General features: G+C 70.4%; 15 protein-coding genes. All 15 read right to left on the bottom strand.

Translation table 11 applies throughout. The features are described from left to right. Position 1: 1 nt before the first annotated feature. The 15 genes from aroA to ABD716_RS15830 are packed head-to-tail and all read right to left on the bottom strand — an operon-like array spanning position 2 to position 20,591. Positions 2-3,082, bottom strand: coding sequence for a 3-phosphoshikimate 1-carboxyvinyltransferase (aroA, locus tag ABD716_RS15900; protein ID WP_344778681.1), 3,081 nt, complete (start codon positions 3,080-3,082; stop codon positions 2-4). A 57-nt stretch (positions 3,083-3,139) separates the two neighbouring features. Beyond that, positions 3,140-4,693 (bottom strand): signal recognition particle protein, encoded by a 1,554-nt coding sequence (gene ffh / locus ABD716_RS15895; protein WP_344778679.1) that lies wholly within the window; start codon positions 4,691-4,693, stop codon positions 3,140-3,142. A gap of 39 nt (positions 4,694-4,732) precedes the next feature. Beyond that, positions 4,733-5,245, bottom strand: a complete 513-nt coding sequence (locus tag ABD716_RS15890) for a DUF2004 domain-containing protein (protein ID WP_344778677.1) — start codon at positions 5,243-5,245, stop codon at positions 4,733-4,735. 21 nt (positions 5,246-5,266) lie between these two features. Beyond that, positions 5,267-6,151 (bottom strand): signal recognition particle-docking protein FtsY, encoded by an 885-nt coding sequence (ftsY, locus tag ABD716_RS15885; RefSeq protein WP_344778675.1) that lies wholly within the window; start codon positions 6,149-6,151, stop codon positions 5,267-5,269. A 14-nt stretch (positions 6,152-6,165) separates the two neighbouring features. Further along, positions 6,166-9,675 (bottom strand): chromosome segregation protein SMC, encoded by a 3,510-nt coding sequence (gene smc, locus ABD716_RS15880; RefSeq protein ID WP_344778673.1) that lies wholly within the window; start codon positions 9,673-9,675, stop codon positions 6,166-6,168. A gap of 27 nt (positions 9,676-9,702) precedes the next feature. After that, entirely contained in the window at positions 9,703-10,911 is a 1,209-nt protein-coding gene (locus ABD716_RS15875; protein WP_344778671.1) for an acyltransferase family protein, read from the bottom strand. A gap of 19 nt (positions 10,912-10,930) precedes the next feature. Then, positions 10,931-11,830, bottom strand: a complete 900-nt coding sequence (mutM, locus tag ABD716_RS15870) for a bifunctional DNA-formamidopyrimidine glycosylase/DNA-(apurinic or apyrimidinic site) lyase (protein WP_344778669.1) — start codon at positions 11,828-11,830, stop codon at positions 10,931-10,933. Beyond that, positions 11,823-12,536 (bottom strand): ribonuclease III, encoded by a 714-nt coding sequence (gene rnc / locus ABD716_RS15865; RefSeq protein ID WP_344778667.1) that lies wholly within the window; start codon positions 12,534-12,536, stop codon positions 11,823-11,825. The genes mutM and rnc overlap by 8 nt, the downstream gene beginning before the upstream one ends. A gap of 7 nt (positions 12,537-12,543) precedes the next feature. Continuing rightward, positions 12,544-12,747: a 50S ribosomal protein L32 gene (gene rpmF, locus ABD716_RS15860; protein ID WP_344778665.1), complete on the bottom strand. Its 204-nt coding sequence runs from the start codon at positions 12,745-12,747 to the stop codon at positions 12,544-12,546. Between the two features lie 2 nt (positions 12,748-12,749). Further along, positions 12,750-13,310, bottom strand: coding sequence for a YceD family protein (locus ABD716_RS15855; protein WP_344778662.1), 561 nt, complete (start codon positions 13,308-13,310; stop codon positions 12,750-12,752). A 5-nt stretch (positions 13,311-13,315) separates the two neighbouring features. Beyond that, positions 13,316-15,619, bottom strand: a complete 2,304-nt coding sequence (locus ABD716_RS15850) for a transglutaminase TgpA family protein (protein WP_344778660.1) — start codon at positions 15,617-15,619, stop codon at positions 13,316-13,318. Then, a complete protein-coding gene (locus ABD716_RS15845; protein WP_344778658.1) occupies positions 15,606-16,850 on the bottom strand; it encodes a DUF58 domain-containing protein in 1,245 nt (414 codons plus the stop codon). The genes ABD716_RS15850 and ABD716_RS15845 overlap by 14 nt, the downstream gene beginning before the upstream one ends. Positions 16,851-16,859: 9 nt before the next feature. Further along, on the bottom strand, positions 16,860-17,855 hold the full coding sequence (locus ABD716_RS15840; RefSeq protein ID WP_344778840.1) for an AAA family ATPase: 996 nt from the start codon (positions 17,853-17,855) through the stop codon (positions 16,860-16,862). 5 nt (positions 17,856-17,860) lie between these two features. Next, on the bottom strand, positions 17,861-18,346 hold the full coding sequence (gene coaD / locus ABD716_RS15835; protein WP_344778656.1) for a pantetheine-phosphate adenylyltransferase: 486 nt from the start codon (positions 18,344-18,346) through the stop codon (positions 17,861-17,863). Between the two features lie 55 nt (positions 18,347-18,401). Beyond that, positions 18,402-20,591 (bottom strand): ATP-dependent DNA helicase RecG, encoded by a 2,190-nt coding sequence (locus ABD716_RS15830; protein ID WP_344778654.1) that lies wholly within the window; start codon positions 20,589-20,591, stop codon positions 18,402-18,404. Positions 20,592-20,619 lie beyond the last annotated feature (28 nt).

Below are 20,619 nucleotides of genomic sequence, written 5' to 3'. Positions count from 1 at the left end.
TTTACTTGTCACCGGCGACGAGGGCGGCAGCCTGCTCGCGCAGCACGTTCTTCTGAATCTTGCCGACCGCATTGCGCGGCAGCTCGTCGATGTACTCGAGGCGCTCGGGCCAGTAGTACTTCGAGACGCCGTGGGTGTTGAGGTACTCCTGCATGGCGGCGAACTCGAGCCTGCCATCGGCCTTCGCGCTCACGATGAAGGCGCACGCGCGCTCGCCGAGACGGGGGTCGGGCATGGCCACGATCGCGACGTCGGCGACGAGCGGGTGCTGGTACAGCAGGTTCTCGATCTCGACGACGGGGATCTTCTCGCCGCCGCGGTTGATGACGTCCTTCACGCGGCCCGTGATGTGCAGGTAGCCCGCCTCATCGACGAAGGCGAGATCGCCGGTCTTGTACCAGCCGTCCTCCGTGAACACGTCGGCGGTGAGATCGGGGCGCTCGAGGTAGCCGCCGAACAGCGTGGGCGATGCGAACTCGAAATTGCCCTCGGTGCCGACCGGAACCTCGACGCCCTCGTCGTCGACGATGCGCAGGCGGATGCCGTCGAGGACGCGGCCGTCGGTGCCCCACATGCTCTCGGGCTGGTCACCCGGGCCCGAGAGCGTGGCGAGGCAGGTCTCGGTCGTGCCGAACGCGCCGAGCACAGCGGTGTCGAGCACGGTCGTCGCGCGGCCCGCGAGCTCGCGCGGCACGGCGGCGCCGGTCGCGACGAAGATGCGTAGCGACTCAGGCTTGGGCTGCCCGCCTTCGACGAGGGCCACGAGGTCGGTGAGGAACGGCGTGGCCGCCTGCACGAAGCTCGCCTTCGCCTGGCCGAACGCCTGGTCGAGCGCGACCTGGCCGTCCCACACGGGCTGGATGACGGAGGCGACGCCGAGGCGCCACGCGAGCAGCATGCCGTAGAGGAAGCCGGTCTGGTGAGCGAGCGGGCTCGGGATGTACACCCGGTCGTCTGCGGTCAGGCCCGAGCGCTGGACGTGCAGCGCCGTTGCGAGGCCGAGCGTGCGGTAGGGGTGCTGAACGCCCTTGGGCTCCCCCGTCGTTCCCGAGGTGAACAGCAGCTGGCAGACGTCGTCGGCCGCAGGCATCCGATCGGCGATCTGCTCGAGATCGGGGTCGACCGAGCCGAGCGCGTTCTCGTAATAGCGCCACGTCCACGACGCGGCCTCGGCGCGCGCCACCGCCTCTTCGGGAATCGGCGGGACGTTGACGGCCTCGCCGCCGTCGCGGTTCTCGGCCTGCAGCACGATGACGTGCTCGAGGTGCAGCTTGCGGCCCTGCTGGCGCGCCTCGTCGGCGACCGAGACGAGCTCGATCGAGGCGTGGCGCTTGCGGAACAGGTTCGGCAGGAACAGCACGCGGGCGCGCGAGCGCGACAGGGTCATGGCGACTTCGCGCGGGCCGAACACCGGCATGATCGGCGTCACGACGGCGCCGATCTGCATCGCGCCGAGCGAGATCGCGACGAACTCGCTCCAGTTGGGCAGCTGCACGCCGACCGACTCGCCCTTCTCGACGCCGAGCTCGAGCAGCAGCTGCGAGACCTTGTCGGCCTCGGCCTGCAGTTCGCCCCACGTCGTCGTCACGGGCGCCGTGCCGCCCACCTCGATGACGGCGGCTTCGTCGGCCTTCGTCCGGGCGTACTCGCGCACCGCGATCGGCAGCACGAGCGGCTCAGCGCTGACGGGGGCGGATGCCTGCACCTGCGTCTCGTCGTCGTCACCCTCGCCCTTCGACGGCGCGTCGACGTCGATGTCGAGCCCGATCGAGGTCATCGCCTCGAGGAAGGTCGGGTATGAGATGCGGTAGGCGCGAGGGTAGGTGAGGCTCGTCTCGCCGTCGGACTTCGTGCCCGCGATCGCCAGCGACATCAGCACGCGGTGGTCGTTGAAGCTCGAGAGCTTCGCGCCCTTCCCGCGCGCACCGGCCGTGCCGTTGAGGTGCAGCTCGGTCGGCTCCTGGGTGGCGTCGCCGCCCATCTTGTTGAGCTGCAGCATGGCCGCGACGCGGTCGGACTCCTTGAGGCGGACGTGGCCGACATTGCGCAGGTGGCTCGTGCCCTCGGCGAAGTTGGCCATCACCGAGAGGATGGGCAGCAGGTCGGGAATCGGCGTCGCGTCGATGTCGAACGGCTTGAGGGTGATGCCGTCGTGCTTGATGCGCACCCAGCCCGTCTCGTCGTCGATGACCATGGGGACGCCCATGCTCGCGGCGATGTCGAGGAACTCGGCCTCGGGGTGGTCGACCTCGGCGGTCGTCGCCGCCGGCAGGCCGCGGAAGAGGACGTCGGAGGGGTGCAGCGCGGCGGCCGCGATGCCGAAAGCCGCCGATCCGATGTCTGCAGGGATCGTGTAGTCGGCGGCGGTGCCGGTCTGGTTCGCGGGGACCGTGTAGGTCAGCCAGTCCTCGCTGACGTCGACGCGGAAGCCCCAGTGCCGCATCATGCGCACCGTGAGGTCGACGTACGGCTGCTCGTTGAGCTGGCCGCCCGTGATGTGGATCGTGGTGTCGGTCTCGGCGAACATCGCCGTGAGCAGGAGCCCCGAGACCCACTGCGACAGCGTGCCCGCGATGTGGACGTCGCCGCCCTTGGGGCGCTTCGGCTGAACGGTGATCGGCGGGCAGTCGTTGGTCGACTCGAGCTCGAGGCCCATCTCGGTGAGAGCGGTGAGCAGCGCCTTGATCGGCCGGCGGCGGAAGTACTTCATGCCCGTGACCGTCGTGGGCCGGTCGGAGAGCGACATGAGGCCGGTGATGAAGTAGAGGGTCGTTCCAGAGGAGCCGACGTTCAGCAGGCCGTCTTCGCCGCGCGAGCCGCGCTCGTTGACCGGCGCACCGTGGAAGCGACCGCCCGTTCCCGTGACCACGTAACCGGAATCCGTGATCTCGATGCCGGTGCCGAGTGCGCGCAGAACGCTCACCGTCCACTCGACCTGTCGGGTCGACGAGATCCCCGTGATCACGCTCGTGCCCTCGGCCAGAGCGGCCAGCACCAGGGCGCGGTGTGCGTGATATTTGGAGACCGGGATCTCCAGCGTGCCTTCGAGCTTGTGTGTGGTTCCTCTAGAGATCAACTGCACGATTTCACGCTACCGGCGATTGGATGCCTGCGCGGGCATGCACGGCGGGCAGTCGGCTCAGCGGCCGAACAGCTTCTGGATCTGCTCGAGATCGGGCGTCTGCTGCGCGCTCCCCCGACCGAAGCTGGCACCGGTCGGCTCTGCAGGGGCGCCCGGCTTGACGCCGGAGGCCAGCGCAGCGTTCTCGGCTGCCCGCTTGGCCGGGTTGCCCGAGCGCGAGCCCTTCTTCTTCTGCTGCTGCTTGCCGCGGCCGCCCGCGTAGCCGGCGCCGGGAATCGGCCCCATGCCGGGCACCTGGGGCACGCCGCCCTTGGCGACGGTCTTCATCATCTTGGATGCCTGCTCGAAGCGGTTCACGAGCTGGTTCACGTCGGTCACCGTCATGCCGGAGCCCTTGGCGATGCGCAGGCGGCGCGAGCCGTTCAGGATCTTGGGCGTGCGGCGCTCGGCCGGTGTCATCGACTGGATGATCGCCTCGGTGCGCACGATCTCGCGCTCGTCGAAGTTGTCGAGCTGCTGGCGCATGCCGCCCGCGCCCGGCAGCATGCCGATCATCTTCTTGATCGAGCCCATGTTGCGCAGCTGCTGCATCTGCTTGAGGAAGTCGTCGAGGGTGAAGCTGTCGGTCGCGAACTTCTCTGCGACCTGGCGCGCCTCTTCCTCATCGAACGCCTGCTGGGCCTGCTCGATCAGGGTGAGGATGTCGCCGAGGTCGAGGATGCGGCTCGCCATGCGGTCGGGGTGGAAGGGCTCGAAGTCGTCGAGGCTCTCGCCCGTCGAGGCGAAGATGATGGGGCGGCCCGTGACGGATGCCACCGAGAGCGCGGCGCCGCCGCGCGCGTCGCCGTCGAGCTTCGACAGCACGACGCCGGTGAAGTCGACGCCCTCCTGGAACGCCTTCGCCGTGGCGACCGCGTCCTGGCCGATCATGGCATCGATGACGAACAGAACCTCGTCGGGGCTCGTCGCCTTGCGGATGTCGGCGGCCTGCTTCATCAGCTCGGCGTCGACGCCGAGACGGCCGGCGGTGTCGATGATCACGGTGTCGTACTGGCGGCGCCGCGCCTCGTCGACGGCATCCTTCGCGACCTTGACCGGGTTGCCGACGCCGTTGCCGGGCTCGGGCGCGTAGACGAACGCGCCCGCCTGCTCGCCGACCACCTGCAGCTGCGTGACGGCGTTCGGGCGCTGAAGGTCGGCCGCCACGAGCATCGGCGTGTGGCCCTCCTTCTTCAGCCACTTCGCGAGCTTCCCGGCGAGCGTCGTCTTGCCCGCGCCCTGCAGGCCCGCGAGCATGATGATCGTGGGCGGGTTCTTCGCGAACTCGAGGCGGCGCTGGTCGCCGCCGAGGATCTCGATGAGCTCTTCGTTGACGATCTGAACGACCTGCTGCGCCGGGTTCAGCGCGCGGTTCACGTCATCGGAGAGGGCGCGCTCGCGCACCGCCGCCGTGAACTTCTTGACGACGTCGAGCGCGACGTCGGCCTCGAGCAGGGCGCGCCTGATCTCGCGAACCGTGCCGTCGACATCGCTCGCGGAGAGCTTGCCCTTGGTGCGGAGGTTCTTGAGGCTCTCAGTGAGCCGGTCGGAGAGTGAGCCGAAGATCGCCATGGTGCGACGATTCTACCGGGGGCGTCTGACGGGGGCCTGCTACTCGGGCACGTCCTCGACGTCGATGACATCGCCGTCGGCGCCGAACGAGACCACCAGCAGCTCATCGGACTCGTCGGGGTCGATCGCGTAGTCGAAGGTCGCGAAGGCGTCGTCGCCTTCTGTGTGCTCGGGGTGGAGCACGACCCGCACGAGTTGCAACGACTTGAGCACATCGATCGCGATGTCGCCCGAGTTGTCGACCATCAGGTCGAGCAGGGTCTGCAGGTCCTCGCCCTTGCTGTCGACCTGGCGGTCGATGAAGGTCGTGGTCGCCGACTGCCGCTCGGAGAGCTGCGCGACGAGCGCCTCACGGGCTCGGCCGTCGAACGCCTCGAGCCCCTGGGCCATCGCCGCGGCGAGATCGAGCGACGACGCGCTCACGAGGTCCTCGTCCTCGGCGGTGAGCACCAGATCGACGAACTGGTCGCCGACCTCGAGCGTGTCGTCCCAGTAGAGTCCCCCGCCGCCGGTGGAACCGACCACCCCGAAATAGTCGTGCTCGACAGACATCCGCTCGCCCCTTAAGAAAACTCAGCCGACCAGCTGCTGCGCGAACACGTGCGGCGTGAAGCCGGTCAGGTCACCGATGCCCTCGCCCTGGCCGACGAGCTTGATCGGAATGCCCGTCTTCTCTTGCACGGCGAGCACGAAGCCCCCCTTCGCCGAGCCGTCGAGCTTCGTCAGCACGAGCCCGGTCACCCCCGCGCTCTCGAGGAACGCCTGCGCCTGCATGAGACCGTTCTGACCGGTGGTCGCGTCGAGCACGAGCAGCACCTCGGCGATCGGCGCCTGCTTCTCGACGACGCGCTTGATCTTCCCGAGCTCGTCCATGAGCCCGCCCTTGGTGTGCAGGCGGCCGGCCGTGTCGACGATCACGATCTCGATGCCGTTGCGCTTGGCGAAGTCCACCGTCTGAAAGGCGACGGATGCCGGATCCTGACCCTGCTGCTGCGGCTTGACGATCTGGACGCCGGCGCGCTCGGCCCAGGTGCCGAGCTGCTCGACGGCCGCCGCGCGGAAGGTGTCGGCCGCGCCGACGACGACCGAGCGGCCGTAGTTGGTGAGGAACTTCGCGAACTTGCCGATCGTCGTGGTCTTCCCGACGCCGTTCACTCCGACGACCAGCACGACAGCGGGGCGCTCGGTGAGCTTCAGGGTCGTGTCGAACTTCGACAGGCGCTCTTCCAGGCCCTCGCGCAGCATGCGCTGCAGGTCGGCGTAGTCGGTGGTCTTGTAACGCTCGACCTTGGCTTTGAGCTCGTCGATGACGCTCTCGGTGATGTCGGGGCCGAAGTCGGCGCCGATCAGCGCGACCTCGAGCTCGTCCCAGGTGTCCTCATCGATGACCCGCTTCTGCTGGCCGGTGAAGAGGTTCCGGAGTGCGCCGCCGAACGACCACGAGCGAGCTTCTGCCATGCGGACAATTCTAGTTATGCGGCGGTGCCGACCCGCTGGCCGACGACGGCGCTCACGCCGTCCTGCCGCATCGAGACGCCGTAGAGCGCATCGGCGATCTCCATCGTGCGCTTCTGGTGCGTGATGACGATGAGCTGGCTCGACTCGCGCAGGTTCTCGAAGATCGTGAGGAGGCGGCCGAGGTTTGCGTCGTCGAGAGCCGCTTCGACCTCGTCCATGATGTAGAACGGGCTCGGCCGCGCCTTGAAGATCGCAACGAGGAAGGCCACGGCCGCGAGGGAGCGCTCACCGCCGGAGAGCAGCGACAGCCGCTCGATCTTCTTGCCCGCCGGCCGTACCGCGACCTCGATGCCGGTGGTGAGCAGGTCGTCGGGGTCGGTGAGATGGATGCTGCCGGCGCCGCCCGGGAACAGGATCGGGAACACCTCGGCGAACGCGTTCTTGGTGTCTTCGAAGGCGGCCTGGAAGACCGTCTGCATCGTGGCATCCAGCTCTTCGATGATCGTCAGCAGGTCGCGGCGGGTGTTCTGCAGGTCGGTGAGCTGCTCGGTGAGGAACTGGTGCCGCTGCTCGAGGGCCGCGAACTCCTCGAGGGCGAGCGGGTTCACCCGGCCGAGCTGATCGAGCGAGCGCTGCGCCTTGTCGAGCCGCTTCTGCTGCTCGGCGCGGTCGAAGACGGTCGGCTCGCCGCCCTCCTCTTCGGCGGGGATCTCGACCTCGGGGCCGTACTCGGCGACCAGCACGTCCTCGACGAGGCCGAGCTCGCTGCCGGCGCGCTCGAGCAGGCTCGAGAGGTGCAGCTTCTTCTCGTAGATCTGCAGCTCGAGGCCGTGCACGTTCTCACTGACGGATTGCAGCCGCTCGCGCAGCGCGGATTCCTCGCGCCGCAGACCCGCGAGCTCTTCGTTCTGGCTCGCACGCTGCCGCTCGGCGTTCGCGAGCTCGAGCCGCGCCTGGGCGAGCGAGCGGTCGACGGACTCCAGCACGGCCGGCAGGTCCGCGGCGACCGCCTGCGCGGCGTCCAGCTGATGGCGACGGATGACGGCACGCCGCGCCGCCTCCTCCGCAGCGGCCCGCTCGGCCTTCTGTCGCTGCGCGAGCTGCTCGGCACGCTGCAGCTGGGCGCGGACGCGCTCGCGCGCGGTCTCGACCGTGAGGCGCGCCTGCACCTCGGCCTCGCGCGCCTTCTCGACCTCGGCGTAGACGGCGTCACGCTGGCTCACGTCGAGGATGGGGCGCGGCTTCGACGCGTGGGTCTCGTGCGCGCGCTTCGCCGCGGCGGCGGCCTGCTCGGCCTCGGCCGCCTTCGCCTGAGACTCGGCGATGCTGCGCGCGATGCGCTCGGACTCGGCGTTCGCCGCCTCGAGCTGCGCCGTCAGACGGCTGGTCTTCTCGGTGTATTCGGCGAGCTGGGCGTCATAGGCGCGCAGCTGCGTGAGCGCGGCCGCGGACGCCTGCTTCGCCGCCTGCAGGGTCTCGCGCTGCTCGTCGTGCTCGGCCTTCGCCTGCGCGATCGCCGACTCGAGCTCTTCGAGGCGGGCGGCCGCCGCGTCGCGCTCGGCCAGCAGCCCGATGCGGCCCGCGCTCTCGCCCGAGCCGCCGCGCCAGACATACTCGGTGATCAGCTCGCCGCCGGTGGTCACGATCGTGACGGGGCCGCCGAGCTCTGCGCGCGCCAGCCTCGGGCCGAGCTCGAGCGCCGCCGCGACATCGTCGACGACGGCCGTGTACGCCAGCACCCCGAGCACGCCGCTCGGGGCGGTCACGACCTCGCGCGCCGACAGTGCGCCGGGCAGCGTCGGCCACACGGGGTTCATCTCGCTCGCAGACGCGACGACCACGTCGATGCGGCCGAGCTCGTGCGCGGCGGCGTGCTCGAGCACGGCCCGGGCGTGTTCGCGCGTGTCGACGAGAACGGCGTCGGCGAGCGTGCCGAGCGCCGTGGCGATCGCAGCCTCGTAGCCCGGCTTGACCTGCACCGCGTCGGCGACGAGCCCGCGCACCCCGTCGAGCCCTGCCTTCACGATGTCAGCCGAGCCGCCGCCGATGTCGAGCGCGCGGCCGAGCGCGCCGACCTGCCCGGTGAGGGCGTCGCGCTCGCGCTCGAGCGTGCGCAGCTGGTCGCGCAGTCTCTCGATCTCGGCTTCCGCGTCGAAGACGGATGCCTGAGCCAGCTCGTAGGCCTCAGAGAGCTCGCTCTGCGCGTCGGGCCCGAGGGGCGAGTCGCCCTCGCTGTCGGCGAGCGCCTCTTCGGCGGCCGTACGCCGCTGCGCTGCCGCGTCGAGCTGGTTCTGCTGCCGCAGCACCTCGCCGCGCAGCGCCGCGAGCCGCTGAGCCGCGGCGTCGGCCTGGCCGGCGAGTTTCGTGAGCTCGAGGTCGTGCTTCGAGATGAGCTCGGCCTGCGCCGCAACCTCTTCGTCGATGGCGTCGAGCCGTGCGCGCGTCGTGCGAGTGGCCTCCTGTGCGGCGGCGAGCGCCGCTTCGGCATCCGTCACCGCGCTGCGCAGCGTCTCGGCCTCTGCGCGCGCCTCGTCGACCGCCGCCTGCGTCACCCCAGGCACCGCCTCGGGAGTCTGCGCTTCGACGGAGAGCAGCGCGATCTTCTGGCGAGCGAGCGTGTCGAGCCCGCGCAGGCGCTCTTGCACCGACTCGAGACCGTGGGCGATCGAGCGCGCCTGATCGACCGCGTCGCCGACCATCGCCGCCTCGATGCGGCCGATGCGCAGGCGCTTCTGCTCGAGCTGCTCCTGCAGCACGATGCGCTCTGAGTGCCGCGCCTGCTCGTCGCGGCCGTAGTTCTCGAGCTGGGAGCGCAGGGTGACGACCTCGTCGGCCAGCAGCCGCGCGCGGGCATCCCGCACGACCGCGGCGACCGTCTGCGCCTGCCGCGCCACCTCGGCCTGCTTGCCGAGTGGCTTGAGCTGCCGGCGGATCTCGCCCGCGAGGTCGGACAGGCGCGTCAAGTTCGTCTGCATCGCCTCGAGCTTGCGCAGCGTCTTCTCTTTGCGGCGCCGGTGCTTGAGGATGCCGGCGGCCTCTTCGATGAAGCCGCGGCGCTCGTCGGCGGTCGCGTGCAGCACCTGGTCGAGCTGGCCCTGCCCGACGATGACGTGCATCTCACGGCCGAGGCCGGAGTCGGAGAGCAGCTCTTGCACGTCGAGCAGGCGGCACGACTCGCCGTTGATGGCGTACTCGCTGCCGCCGTTGCGGAACAGCGTGCGCGAGATCGTGACCTCGGTGTACTCGATCGGCAGCGCGCCGTCGGAGTTGTCGATGGTCAGCGTCACCTCGGCGCGGCCGAGCGGCCCGCGTGTCGCGGTGCCGGCGAAGATGACGTCCTCCATCTTGCCGCCGCGCAGGGTCTTGGCGCCCTGCTCCCCCATCACCCACGCGAGCGCGTCGACGACGTTGGACTTCCCGGAGCCGTTCGGGCCGACCACGCAGGTCACACCGGGCTCGAAGGCGAACGTCGTCGGCTGCGCGAAGGACTTGAACCCCTTCAGGGTCAGGCTCTTCAGGTGCAACGGACACGTCCTTTCAACGGGCTGTGCCTACGGTACCCGAGGACGCAGCAGCACCAGGGTCACGACAAGCCCCACGAGCCCTGCGAGGGCGAGCCAGCGATCCATTCCCCAGTCGGTGATCGCGAACATCGGGGCGAACGCGACCGCCGCTGCGGCCAGCACCCATGGCAGCCCGGGCGCGCGAAGGCCGTCAGGGATGTGCGGGACCCGCTCGAACCGCGCCGCCCACAGCGAGATGAGGAAGATCAGCGCGAAGGTCGCGAGCAGCACGAGCGGGCGGGATGCCCACCAGGCCGCCGAGCCGGGGTCGGGCAGCCCGTGCGGAATGAGCAGCGCGACCCCGCTGACGAGCAGCAGGCAGGTGATGTGCCACACGTAGACCGACATGAGGCGCGTTCCGATGGCGAACACCACCACCTGCGCGGCGCGGGCGCGCATCAGCCTGTCGATCAGCGGGTGCAGCAGCACGAGCAGGGCGAGCTGCGCGATGCCGAGCAGGATCAGCGGCACAGACGGCGGGTTGAGGTTGTAGAGCATGTCGGTGTTGTAGATGCGGTTGACCACGAGCACCGCGAGCAGAGCGGAGCTCGCGACGAAGACGCCCGACGTGAGCCAGCGGCGGCGCTGGAACACGCCGTCTGCGTAGACGAACCCGAGCTGCTGCACGAAGAGCCAGACGAAGAAGAAATTGAGCCAGCCGATCGAGACGTGCCCGCTCTGTCGCCGAGCTGTGTCGACCGCGACCGCGCACGCGGCGAGCACGGCGAAGGTGATGAGCGGATGCCAGCGATGCAGCCGCACCATCACGGGGGCGCAGGCCTGACACAGCAGATAGGCGGCGAAGAACCAGAGCGGCGTTCCCGCCCCCTGAAGGATGAGATCGACCAGGTGCGGGTCGACGCCGAGCAGCAGAGCGAGCCAGCCGGCGAGCGCGAAGACGACGAACACCGGCACCGACGGCCGTGCCAGCCGCAGGGTGCGCTTGCGGATGAACTCCGCAGCCGCCGGCTCGTGCCGGCGGTACGAGGTCATGGTGGCGAAGCCGCCGAGCGCGAAGAACAGCGGCATCACCTGCCCGAAGACGGTCGCGGGCACGTACCACGACTGCTGCTGCAGCGGCTGCGTCACCACGAGCTCGCCGTCGTGCAGGCCGACCCCGATCATGAGCATGTGGACGACGACGACCACGACCACCGCGAAGACCCGCGCAAGGTCGACCGGCAGATCCCTGCTCATAGCCAGGGAAGCTAACAGATCACCGCAGCCGCTGGTCGCGCGGGCAGTAGTGCGAGGAGCGGTTCATGAACGACACCCGCACGATCGGGGTGCCGCACCGCGGGCACGGCCTGCCCTCGCGCCCGTACGCGTTGAGCGAGTGCGCGAAGTACCCCGCCTGCCCGTTCACGTTCACGTACTGCGCGTCGAAGCTCGTTCCGCCCTCGGTGAGCGCCTTGCCCAGCACCAAGCGGATCTCGTCGAGCAGCAGCCGAGTCTTGGCGCGGCTGAGCGAGCTCGCCGGCTGCTCGGGGTGGATGCGGGCGGCCCAGAGCGCCTCGTCGGCGTAGATGTTCCCCACCCCGCTGATGGCGCGCTGGTCGAGCAGCACCCGCTTGATGGCGCTGTTCTTCCGCATGAGCGATGCCAGGAAGGCTCGGTCGTCGAAGAGCGGGTCGATCGGGTCGCGGGCGATGTGCAGCACCTGGCTGGGCACCGCGTCCCCGGCATCCGTGCTCACCAATTCATCGAGCGCGAGCGAGCCGAAGGTGCGCTGGTCGCGGAAGAAGACGGCGAGCTCTGCGTGCGACGGATGCCTCAGCTCGATGCGCACCCGCACGTGCGGCTCGTCCTCTGGCCTCGCCCACGCGTCGCGCAGCAGCAGCTGGCCGGTCATGCCGAGGTGCGCGAGCAGCGCGTCCGGCCTCCCTTCGCCTGCGGCGAGTCGACCAGCCGGCTCGAGAGGGATCCAGATGAACTTGCCGCGCCGCTGCGGAGCCAGCATGCTGCGCCCGGTGAGCCGATCTGCGAAGGAGCCGCGCCGGTGGTCGTGGCGGGTGATCGCCCGCTCGTCGTACACATCGACGGCGGTCACGATCGCGTCTGTGACGGCGGGCGCGAGGCCGAGGCGCACGACCTCGACTTCGGGGAGTTCAGGCACCGGTGCCCGTCGCCCGGGTCCAGGCGTCGAGCGCCGCGGCCATCTCGGCGTGCTTCTTGCTCGTGCCCTCGCCGTGGCCGGTCGCGACACCGTCGACCGTGACGGTCGCGTGGAAGACCTTGGCGTGATCGGGGCCGGTGCCCTCGACCACATAGACCGGCGCGGGCGCCTTGCGCTCGTCGGCGAGCTCCTGCAGAGCGGTCTTCGGGTCGAGCGCCGCACCGAAGCGCGCGGGGTCGCTCATGAGCGGGCCGATGAGCCGCAGCACGAGGGCCGTCGCCTCATCGGGTCCGGCCGACAGATAGGTCGCACCGATGATCGCCTCGACGGTGTCGGCGAGGATCGACACCTTCTGGCGGCCGCCCGTGAGCTCTTCCCCCCGCCCGAGCCGCAGGAACTCGCCGAGCCCCAGGGTGCGGGCGACCTCGGCGAGGGCGACACCTGAGACGACCGACGCGCGCCGCTTCGCGAGCTCGCCCTCATCGAGGTCGGGGTGATCGCGGTAGAGCCGCACGGTCACCGCCTGCCCGAGGATCGAGTCGCCGAGGAACTCGAGACGCTCGTTGTGCGGCAGGCCGCCGTTCTCGTACGCGAAGGAGCGGTGCGTGAGCGCCAGCGTCAGCAGCTCGGGGTCGATGGAGACACCCAGACGTGACTGAAGGGCGTCCGCTTCCGGACGCCCTTCAGGACGATTGCCGTCAGGCACGCGCTGCCTAGACGTCGGCGACCTTGCGGCCCTTGTACTCGAGGAACAGCTCGGTGCCCTGCGAGTCGGTGACGACCTTCGCGCGGTGCGGCAGGCTGTAGGTCACTCGGCCGCCCTCGACGGTCTTGACGAGCGTGGGGACCTCTGCCTTCCACTGCGAGCGACGGGCACGCGTGTTGGAGCGCGACTGCTTGCGCTTGGGAACAGCCATGGCTATCTCTCTTCTGTGTCGGTGCCGGGGGTGCCGGCTTCGGTGTCTTCGGAAGCTCGGAAGTCCGCAAGCGCAGCCCAACGAGGGTCTGTGTTTTCACGGGGCTTGCGGTCCGGGTGATCCGCCAACCGCTCACCGGTCTCTGGGTCGAGACCAGGGCAGTCGGGGCGACACACCGGCTGGAATGGCAGTGACAGCACCACCGAATCCCTGACCAGAGGTTCAAGATCCACGTGGTCGTCGTGAACCTCGAAGTCAAAAGCTTCGTCGCTAGTGTACGCGAACAGATCTTGGAAATCGACTTGGAGCGCTTGCGACACGTCGGTGAGGCAGCGCACGCACTGCCCTTCCGCGGTCACGTCGATGTCGCCCGAGGCGAGGATGCCGTCATGCAGCACCTCGAGCCGCAGGTCGATGTGCATCGGCGCCCCGGCAGGCACGGCGATCATGCCCTCGCCCAGCTTCTCGGGCACATCGAGGTCGATCGTCAGTTCCTTGCTCTGACCCGGCTGGTGCATCAGGTCGAAGACGGCGACCGAGTAGGGGTTCTTGGCGGCGCTCACAACCTTCAATCATACGTCGAGGCGCGCATGGCCGCCCGCTCGCGGCCGCTCAGCGCGTTCACGAGCGAGCGCGGGGCGAGCGCGGCGACGATCCGCGTCGTCCAATGCCGTGACCCGCGCATCGCCGCGACCACGCGCGCGGTCGCAGCCGCGAGCGCGGCGCTTCCCGGCCCCGCCTGCCTTGCCCGCGGCGGGCCGAACTCGCTCAGCTCGACCTCGCGCAGGATGTCGTCGAGGTCCCGCTGGTGCGTGGCATCCGGATGCCACTCGGAGCGCAGCCGCGCGGCGAACGCACGCGGCGTCTCGGTCGGTGACGCCGCGAACCCCAGGTCCTGGGCGGTGTCGCGGATCTCGGCCCACGCGACGTCGGGCGGCGCGCCCCCGCGCCGCAGACGCGCGAGCCGCGCACGACGGCGCACGAGGCGCACCAAGGCCGGTATCGCGAGCAGGGCGAGCAGCGCCGCGGCACCGATCGGGTACTGCGCTCCCCCGCGCGCGGTGACGGGCCCCGTTCCGGCCGCCGCCTGCTCGGAGGGCGTGTCGCGCGGGCGCTGCGTCGGCGTCGCGGACGCCGACGGCTCGGCCTCGGGCGCGGCCGTCGCGCTCTGCGCAGGGTCGGTGGTGGTTGTCTGCGTATAGCTGGGGGCCGAGCCGCGGCTCACCGTCGGCTCGAAGTTCAGCCAGCCCACGCCCGGGAAGTACAGCTGGGGCCACGCATGCAAGTCGCTGGAGTCGACCTGGTAGGTCGTCTGCTTCCCCGTCGAGCCGATTGCGGAACCCGGCAGGTAGCCGATCGCGATGCGGCTCGGAATACCGAGCACTCGCGCGATCACCGCCATCGCGCTGGCGAAGTGCACGCAGTACCCCTGTCGCACCTGCAGGAACTTCGCGACGACGTCGAGGCTGCCGCCGTCGACGGTGTCGGGCGAGTCCGTCGAATAGACGAAGCCCTGTTCCGTGCCCTGGAAGTAGTTCTGAATGGCGAGGGCGAGGTCGAACTCGTTCGAGCTTCCCGCGCGCGCGGCGATCTCGTCGGCGGTCTCGGTGATGACGGCGGGGACTGCGCCCGGGAGGATCAGGTCGTCGCGCACGTCGGCGAAGGCACCGGCACCGTCGCCGCCGACGCCCGCCAGCTGCGCCTTCGTGGGCTCGAGGTCGAGGCTCGTCGCGGTGTAGCTCTGGCCGCTCAGCTGGCCGCCCGGGGCGAAGATCGTGAGATCGTCGCTCTGGTAGGTGCGCGCGTTGCCGCCACCCGTCACCTTCGTCGCGGGGTAGGGCGCGGGCACCCAGGTGCTGCGCAGGCTCTGCACCGAGATCTTCGACGTCACCTCTGACGCGGAGATACCGAGAGACGAGTCGAGCCCGGGCACCTCGGCGAGGCGAGACCCGCCCTGCAGCGGCGAGACCTGGCCCGGCGTGTGCGTCCAGTGCGTACCGCGGATGGTGTCGAGCGTCGTCAGCTGCAGGTACTGGGGGTCCTTCGAGGCCGTCGTGTAGCGCAGCACGTCGACAGGATTCGGGCGGCGCAGGTCGGCCCCCAGATCGATCAGCGGGTCGACGCTGTTGCCGAGGGAGACCGGCCCGGCAACGGGCAGGCGCCCCTGCTCGACGAACCCCGGAGCGGTCGCGGCGACGACGAGCGCGAGGACGGTCGCGGATGCCCCGACCGAGAGCGCCACGGCCCCGCCCCCACGCGCCGCCCGCCGCAGACGCCCATCGACGGCGAGAAGGAAGAACCACGCCGCGGCGCCCGCACCGAGCGAGACCAGGCTGAGGCCGTTCGGCTGCAGCAGGGCGGGAACGATCAGAACCCCGCCGAGAACGACCGCCGTGACGGCAGGAACGCGGAGCACGACCGCGAGCAGGTCGAGCACGAGCGTGAGCACCCCGCCGAAGAGCACGATGAAGAAGACCAGCTCGGGCAGGGCAACCGCCGGGATGTGCTGGTCCTGAATGGCCACCACTGCCCGCCGGAACAGGTCGAGCACGCCGCCGATGGACGACGCGGTCGGAACGACGCCGGCGATCGCGAGACCCGGCACGAACGCGAGCTGGATGAGCAGCGCGAACGCCACGACATCGACCCCGAGGGCGGCCCAGGGGCTCAGGCCGACGCTGCGCAGCGCGGCGGGGATCGCGAGCAGCAGCGCCGCGGCCCCCACCAGCGCAGTCCACCACGCGGCTCCCTGGATGAGCCCGATCAGCGCGATGCTGCACGCGAGCACCTCGAAGAACAGCGCCAGCGAGACCGTCCACGCTCCGCGCGTCGCGAGCGCCGCCCGTGCGGGCGGCTTCCTACGGTCGAACATCGGCCGCCCCCGCGAGACGAGGGCCGCCGGCGGGCTGCTGCGCCTGCATGGCGAGGGACCACGCGGCTGCGGCATCCGTTCGCCCGTCGGCCTCGACGCACACCCAGCCCGCCCTCTCGAGCAGCTCGCGTGCGGCGGCCGCGCTCGATGTCATCAGGAACGCGATCGCGGGTGCCGCGTACCGGCGCAGGGGCGCGAATTCCGCGGCCAGTTGGGGGTCGCCGTCGACGAGGATCAGGAACACGGGAACTCCCGAGCGCGTGGCGCGCAGGCTCGCGGCGAAGCGGCCGGCGATGTCGCCACCGGGCTCGCGGACCTGCTCGATCGCGGCGAGCTGGCCGACGAGCAGTTGGTCGCCGCCCGGCAGCTCGTAACTGCCCGCGAGCTGGCGCTCGCCGGTCTCGTGCACGCCGAGCTGGTACCCGACGTCGAGCAGATGAGAGCCGATGGATGCCACGAGCTCGACCGCCCGTTCGAAGGGCTCTGCGCCGCCGGCGTGCGCACGCAGCGTGTCGAGCAGCAGCCACGCCTCAGGGTTGCTGAGCTGCTCCTCCTGTCGCACCATCAGCCGGCCGGCGCGGGCGGTCGCGCGCCACTGCACGCGCCGCAGCGGGTCACCCGCCCGGTAATCGCGCGGAATGACCTCGTCGGTGCTCGGGATGGAGTGGCGCACCAGCTCGGGGTCCGTGCCCTCGCCGCGCGCCTCGTCGTCGCCGCTTCCGGCCAAGGCCCGCACCCGCGGCGTCACCAGCAGGACCTTCGACTCGCCGACTCCGTAGCCGCCGCGGGCGAGGCCGAAGGGGTCGGTGCGCGCCACGGTCAACGGGCCGAGCAGATAGGCGCCACGGCGGGCGGCGCGCTCGGAGTAGCGCAGGGTCACCGATTGCCCGCTGGCGAGCGAGGGCAGCGCACGGAAGGCGAGACGCGCGAACCCGGCCGGCACGGTGTCGACCCACGACATCGACGCGGTCGCGCGCCCCGATTGGTTGCGCACGTCGAGCCGGACCTGCACCTCCTCGCCGACTTCGACGGTGTCGGGCGAGTAGGTGCGCGCCACCGACAGCCACGGGCGGTCGAGCGCCACCGCGGCCATCGCCACGAGCGGCGCGATCGTCAGCAGCAGGCCGCCGAACAGCAGATCGACGCGGCCGGCCCAGCCTGCGGCGACGAGCAGCACGACGCCTGCCGCACCCACGACCCAGCCGCGCAGCGTCGGGACCGGTCGGGACACGGCGTTCACCTAGTGGCCCGAGGGAACCGGGGTCGCGGCGACGATGCGCTCGACCACGTCGGCCACGAGCGCGGTGCCCTCGTGGCGGCGCCCGAGCGCGCGACTCGTCGGCAGCAGGCGGTGCGCGAGCACCGGCACCGCGAGGGCGTCGATGTCGTCGGGAAGCACGAACTCGCGACCCGCGATCGCCGCCCGCGCCTTCGCGGCGCGCACGAGCTGCAGCGTCGCGCGCGGGCTCGCTCCGAGCCTGATGTCCTGGTCGTCGCGCGTGGCGCGGGCGATCGCGACCGCGTACTGCTTGACGGCGGCTGACGTGAAGACGGCCCGCACGCCGGCGAGCATCTGACGCAGCGTGTCGAGGTCGACGACCGGCTCGATCGCGTCGATCGGGTTCACGAGGTCGCGCGCGCCCAGCATGTCGACCTCGCTCGCGGCATCCGGATAGCCCATCGCGACGCGCGCCATGAAGCGGTCGCGCTGCGCCTCGGGAAGCGCGTACGTGCCCTCCATCTCGATGGGGTTCTGGGTCGCGACGACGATGAACGGGCGGGCGAGCGGGTAGGTGCCGCCGTCGACGGAGACCTGGCGCTCCTCCATCGCCTCGAGCAGCGCGGACTGTGTCTTGGGGCTCGCCCGGTTGATCTCGTCGCCGATGACGATGTTCGCGAACACAGCGCCCGGCTTGAACTCGAACTCGCGCGTGGCCTGGTTGAACACGCTGACGCCGGTCACGTCGCTCGGCAGCAGATCGGGCGTGAACTGGATGCGGCTGATCGTGCCGCCCACGGCGCGCGCGAGCGAGCGGGCGAGCATCGTCTTGCCGACACCGGGCACGTCCTCGATGAGCAAGTGCCCTTCGGCGAGCAGCACCGTGAGCGCGGTGACGACCTGCTCGTGCTTGCCGTCGATCACGCGCTCGACGCTCGCGATGATGCGCTCGGACGCCTCGGCGAGGGCCGCGGTCGCAAGCGAAGCGGTCTGGCCCGTCGCCGCCGGGGTCGGCATCGTGGTCATCGGGAGGCCACCGCCGCGAGCACCGCCGCGGGCACGTAGGGGCCGACGTCACCGCCGAGCGAGATCACCTGTCGCACGAGGGTGCTCGACACCTGCGCGTGCTCGGGGCGAGGCAGCACGAACACCGTCTCGACGCCGGCGAGGTGCTCGTTCACGATGGCCATAGGAGTCTCATACACCAGATCGGTGTGCGAGCGAATGCCCTTTACGAGTGCCGTCGCCCCGACCTGGGTGCAGTAGTCGGCGAGGAGGCCCGACGAGTACTGCGTCACGGTGATCGACCCGGGCAGTCCGGCGTCGGCCACGGCCTGCTCGATCACCGCGACCCGCTCGTCGGCGCTCAGCAGCCCGCCGGGCTTCTCGGGGTTGTGGACGACCAGCACGTGGACGTCGTCGAACAGGCGCGCGGCGCGTTCGATGACATCGAGGTGCCCCAGGGTGACCGGGTCGAATGAGCCCGGTACGACGGCGAGCCTGCTCATAGGGTTTCAGCCTAACCGCGCCGAACCGGTGCTGAGCGGCTCTCATTCCGCGTACTCAGCCTTTGGAGAGGAACTCGCGCTCGGACTCGTCGAGCCGCCGGTCGACCGCCTCTTTGAGCGGCGCGTGCTTCCGCAGCGTCGGGTCGCTGTCGATCACGGATGCCGCGGCCGCACGCGCCTGCCCGATGACCTCGCCGTCGATCGCGACGCGCAGCAGTCGCAGCGACGAGCGCCCGCCCGACTGGCGCGCCCCCAGCACGTCGCCCTCGCGGCGCAGCTCGAGGTCGATCTGCGCGAGCTCGAAGCCGTCGAGATTCGCGGCGACGGCCTCGACGCGGTCGCGCGCGAGGGTGTCGTGCTCGGCAGACGTCACGAACAGACAGACCCCCGGAACGCTGCCGCGGCCGACGCGACCGCGCAGCTGGTGCAACTGGCTCACGCCGAAGCGCTCGGCGTCGAGCACGATCATCGTCGATGCGTTGGGCACGTCGACGCCCACCTCGATCACCGTCGTCGCGACGATCAGGTCGAGCTCGCGCCGCCCGAACGCAGCCATCACCTCGTCTTTCTCATCGGAGCTCATGCGCCCGTGCAGCATGCCCATGCGCACGCCCTCGAGGTCGGGGCGCTGCTCGAGATGCCCGAAGACGTCGACGACATTGGCGATGGGATGCCTCGCCGAAACCTCCGCCCCGTCTTCGCCCTCGTCCAGCTCGTCGCCCTCTTCGACGTCTTTCGGGCTGATGGCGGGGCAGACGACGAACACCTGCCGCCCCTGATCGATCTCCTGCTTGGCGCGCTTCCACACGTTCGGGAACCAGTCGGGGCGCTCGGCGAGCGGCACGACGAAGCTCTCGATGCCCTGACGCCCCATGGGCAGCTGGCGGATCGTCGAGATGTCGAGGTCGCCGAAGACCGTCATCGCCACGGTGCGCGGAATCGGCGTGGCGGTGAGCACCAGCAGATGCGGGGGCGTCTTGCCCTTCGCGCGCAGTGTCTCGCGCTGCTCGACGCCGAAGCGGTGCTGCTCGTCGACCACGACGAGACCGAGGTCGAAGAACTCGACCGCGTCGGAGAGCAGCGCGTGCGTGCCGACGACGATGCGCGCCTGCCCCGTCACGATGCGCAGCAGCGCCTTCTTCCGCTGGGCCGCGCTCAGCTGGCCGGTGAGCAGCGTGGGCATGAGCTCGGCCGACAGCTCGGGGCCGAGCGCCCGCACGATCGACCGCAGGTGCTGCGCCGCGAGCACTTCGGTCGGCGCCAGCAGCGCGGACTGGCCGCCGGAGTCGGCCACCGTCGCCATCGCACGCACCGCGACGAGCGTCTTGCCACTGCCGACCTCGCCCTGCACCAGCCGGTTCATCGGCACGTCGCGCGCGAGGTCGAAGGCGAGCTCGGCGCCGACGAGGCTCTGGTCGGGCGTGAGCTCGAACGGCAGCGCCTCGTCGAGTCGCTCGGCGAAGCCGCCGGGAATCGCCTTTCGGGGCAGGGTGTGCGCCGAGCGACTCACGGCGCGCTGCTGCAGCAGCGCCGTCTGCAGCACGAACGCCTCGTGGAAGCGCAGCGTGTCGCGGGCGCGGCGCCAGTCGCTGTCGGTCTGCGGCATGTGGATGAGCCGCAGCGCGTCGAGGTAGCCGAGCAGACCGTGCTCCGCACGCACCGCGTCAGGCACGGGGTCGAGCACCTCTTCCTCATCGAGCACGTCGAGCGCGTGCGCGATCGCATCGGCGACCTTCCAGCTCTGGATCGACGCGGTCGCCGGGTAGACCGGAATCGGCTGGATCGCCCACTGCCGCGCCCGCTCGACGTCGACCGCCGGGTCTGGCACCTCTTCGTCTTCGCTGAACAGCTTGATCTCGGGATGCGTCAGCTGCGCCTCGCCCTTGAAGCGCGTCACCTTGCCCGAGAACATGCCGCGGTCGCCCTTCGACAGCTGGTTCTCGCGCCAGGGCTGGTTGAAGAACGTCGCGGTCATCTCGCTGCGGCCGTCGCCGATCGTGATCGTCTGAATCGAGCCGCGCCGGGTCTTGAACGGCTTGCTCGTGACCCGCAGCACCGTGGCGATCACGGTCGCGACCTCGCCGTCTGGCAGCGAGTCGAGCGGCGTCGGCTCGCCGCGGTGCACGTAGCGACGCGGGTAGTGGCTCAGCAGGTCGGCGACCGTCACGAGCCCCCACGCCTTGTGGAAGGCCGTCGCCGAGCGGCCGCCGATCACACCGCTGAGCTTGGCGTCGAGACCGACCATGCTTCGGAGTCTAGAACACAGCTACGAC

Source organism: Gryllotalpicola kribbensis (assembly GCF_039538245.1).
GTDB classification, from domain to species: Bacteria; Actinomycetota; Actinomycetes; order Actinomycetales; family Microbacteriaceae; genus Gryllotalpicola; species Gryllotalpicola kribbensis.
This window is presented reverse-complemented; position numbering and strand designations above follow the sequence as displayed.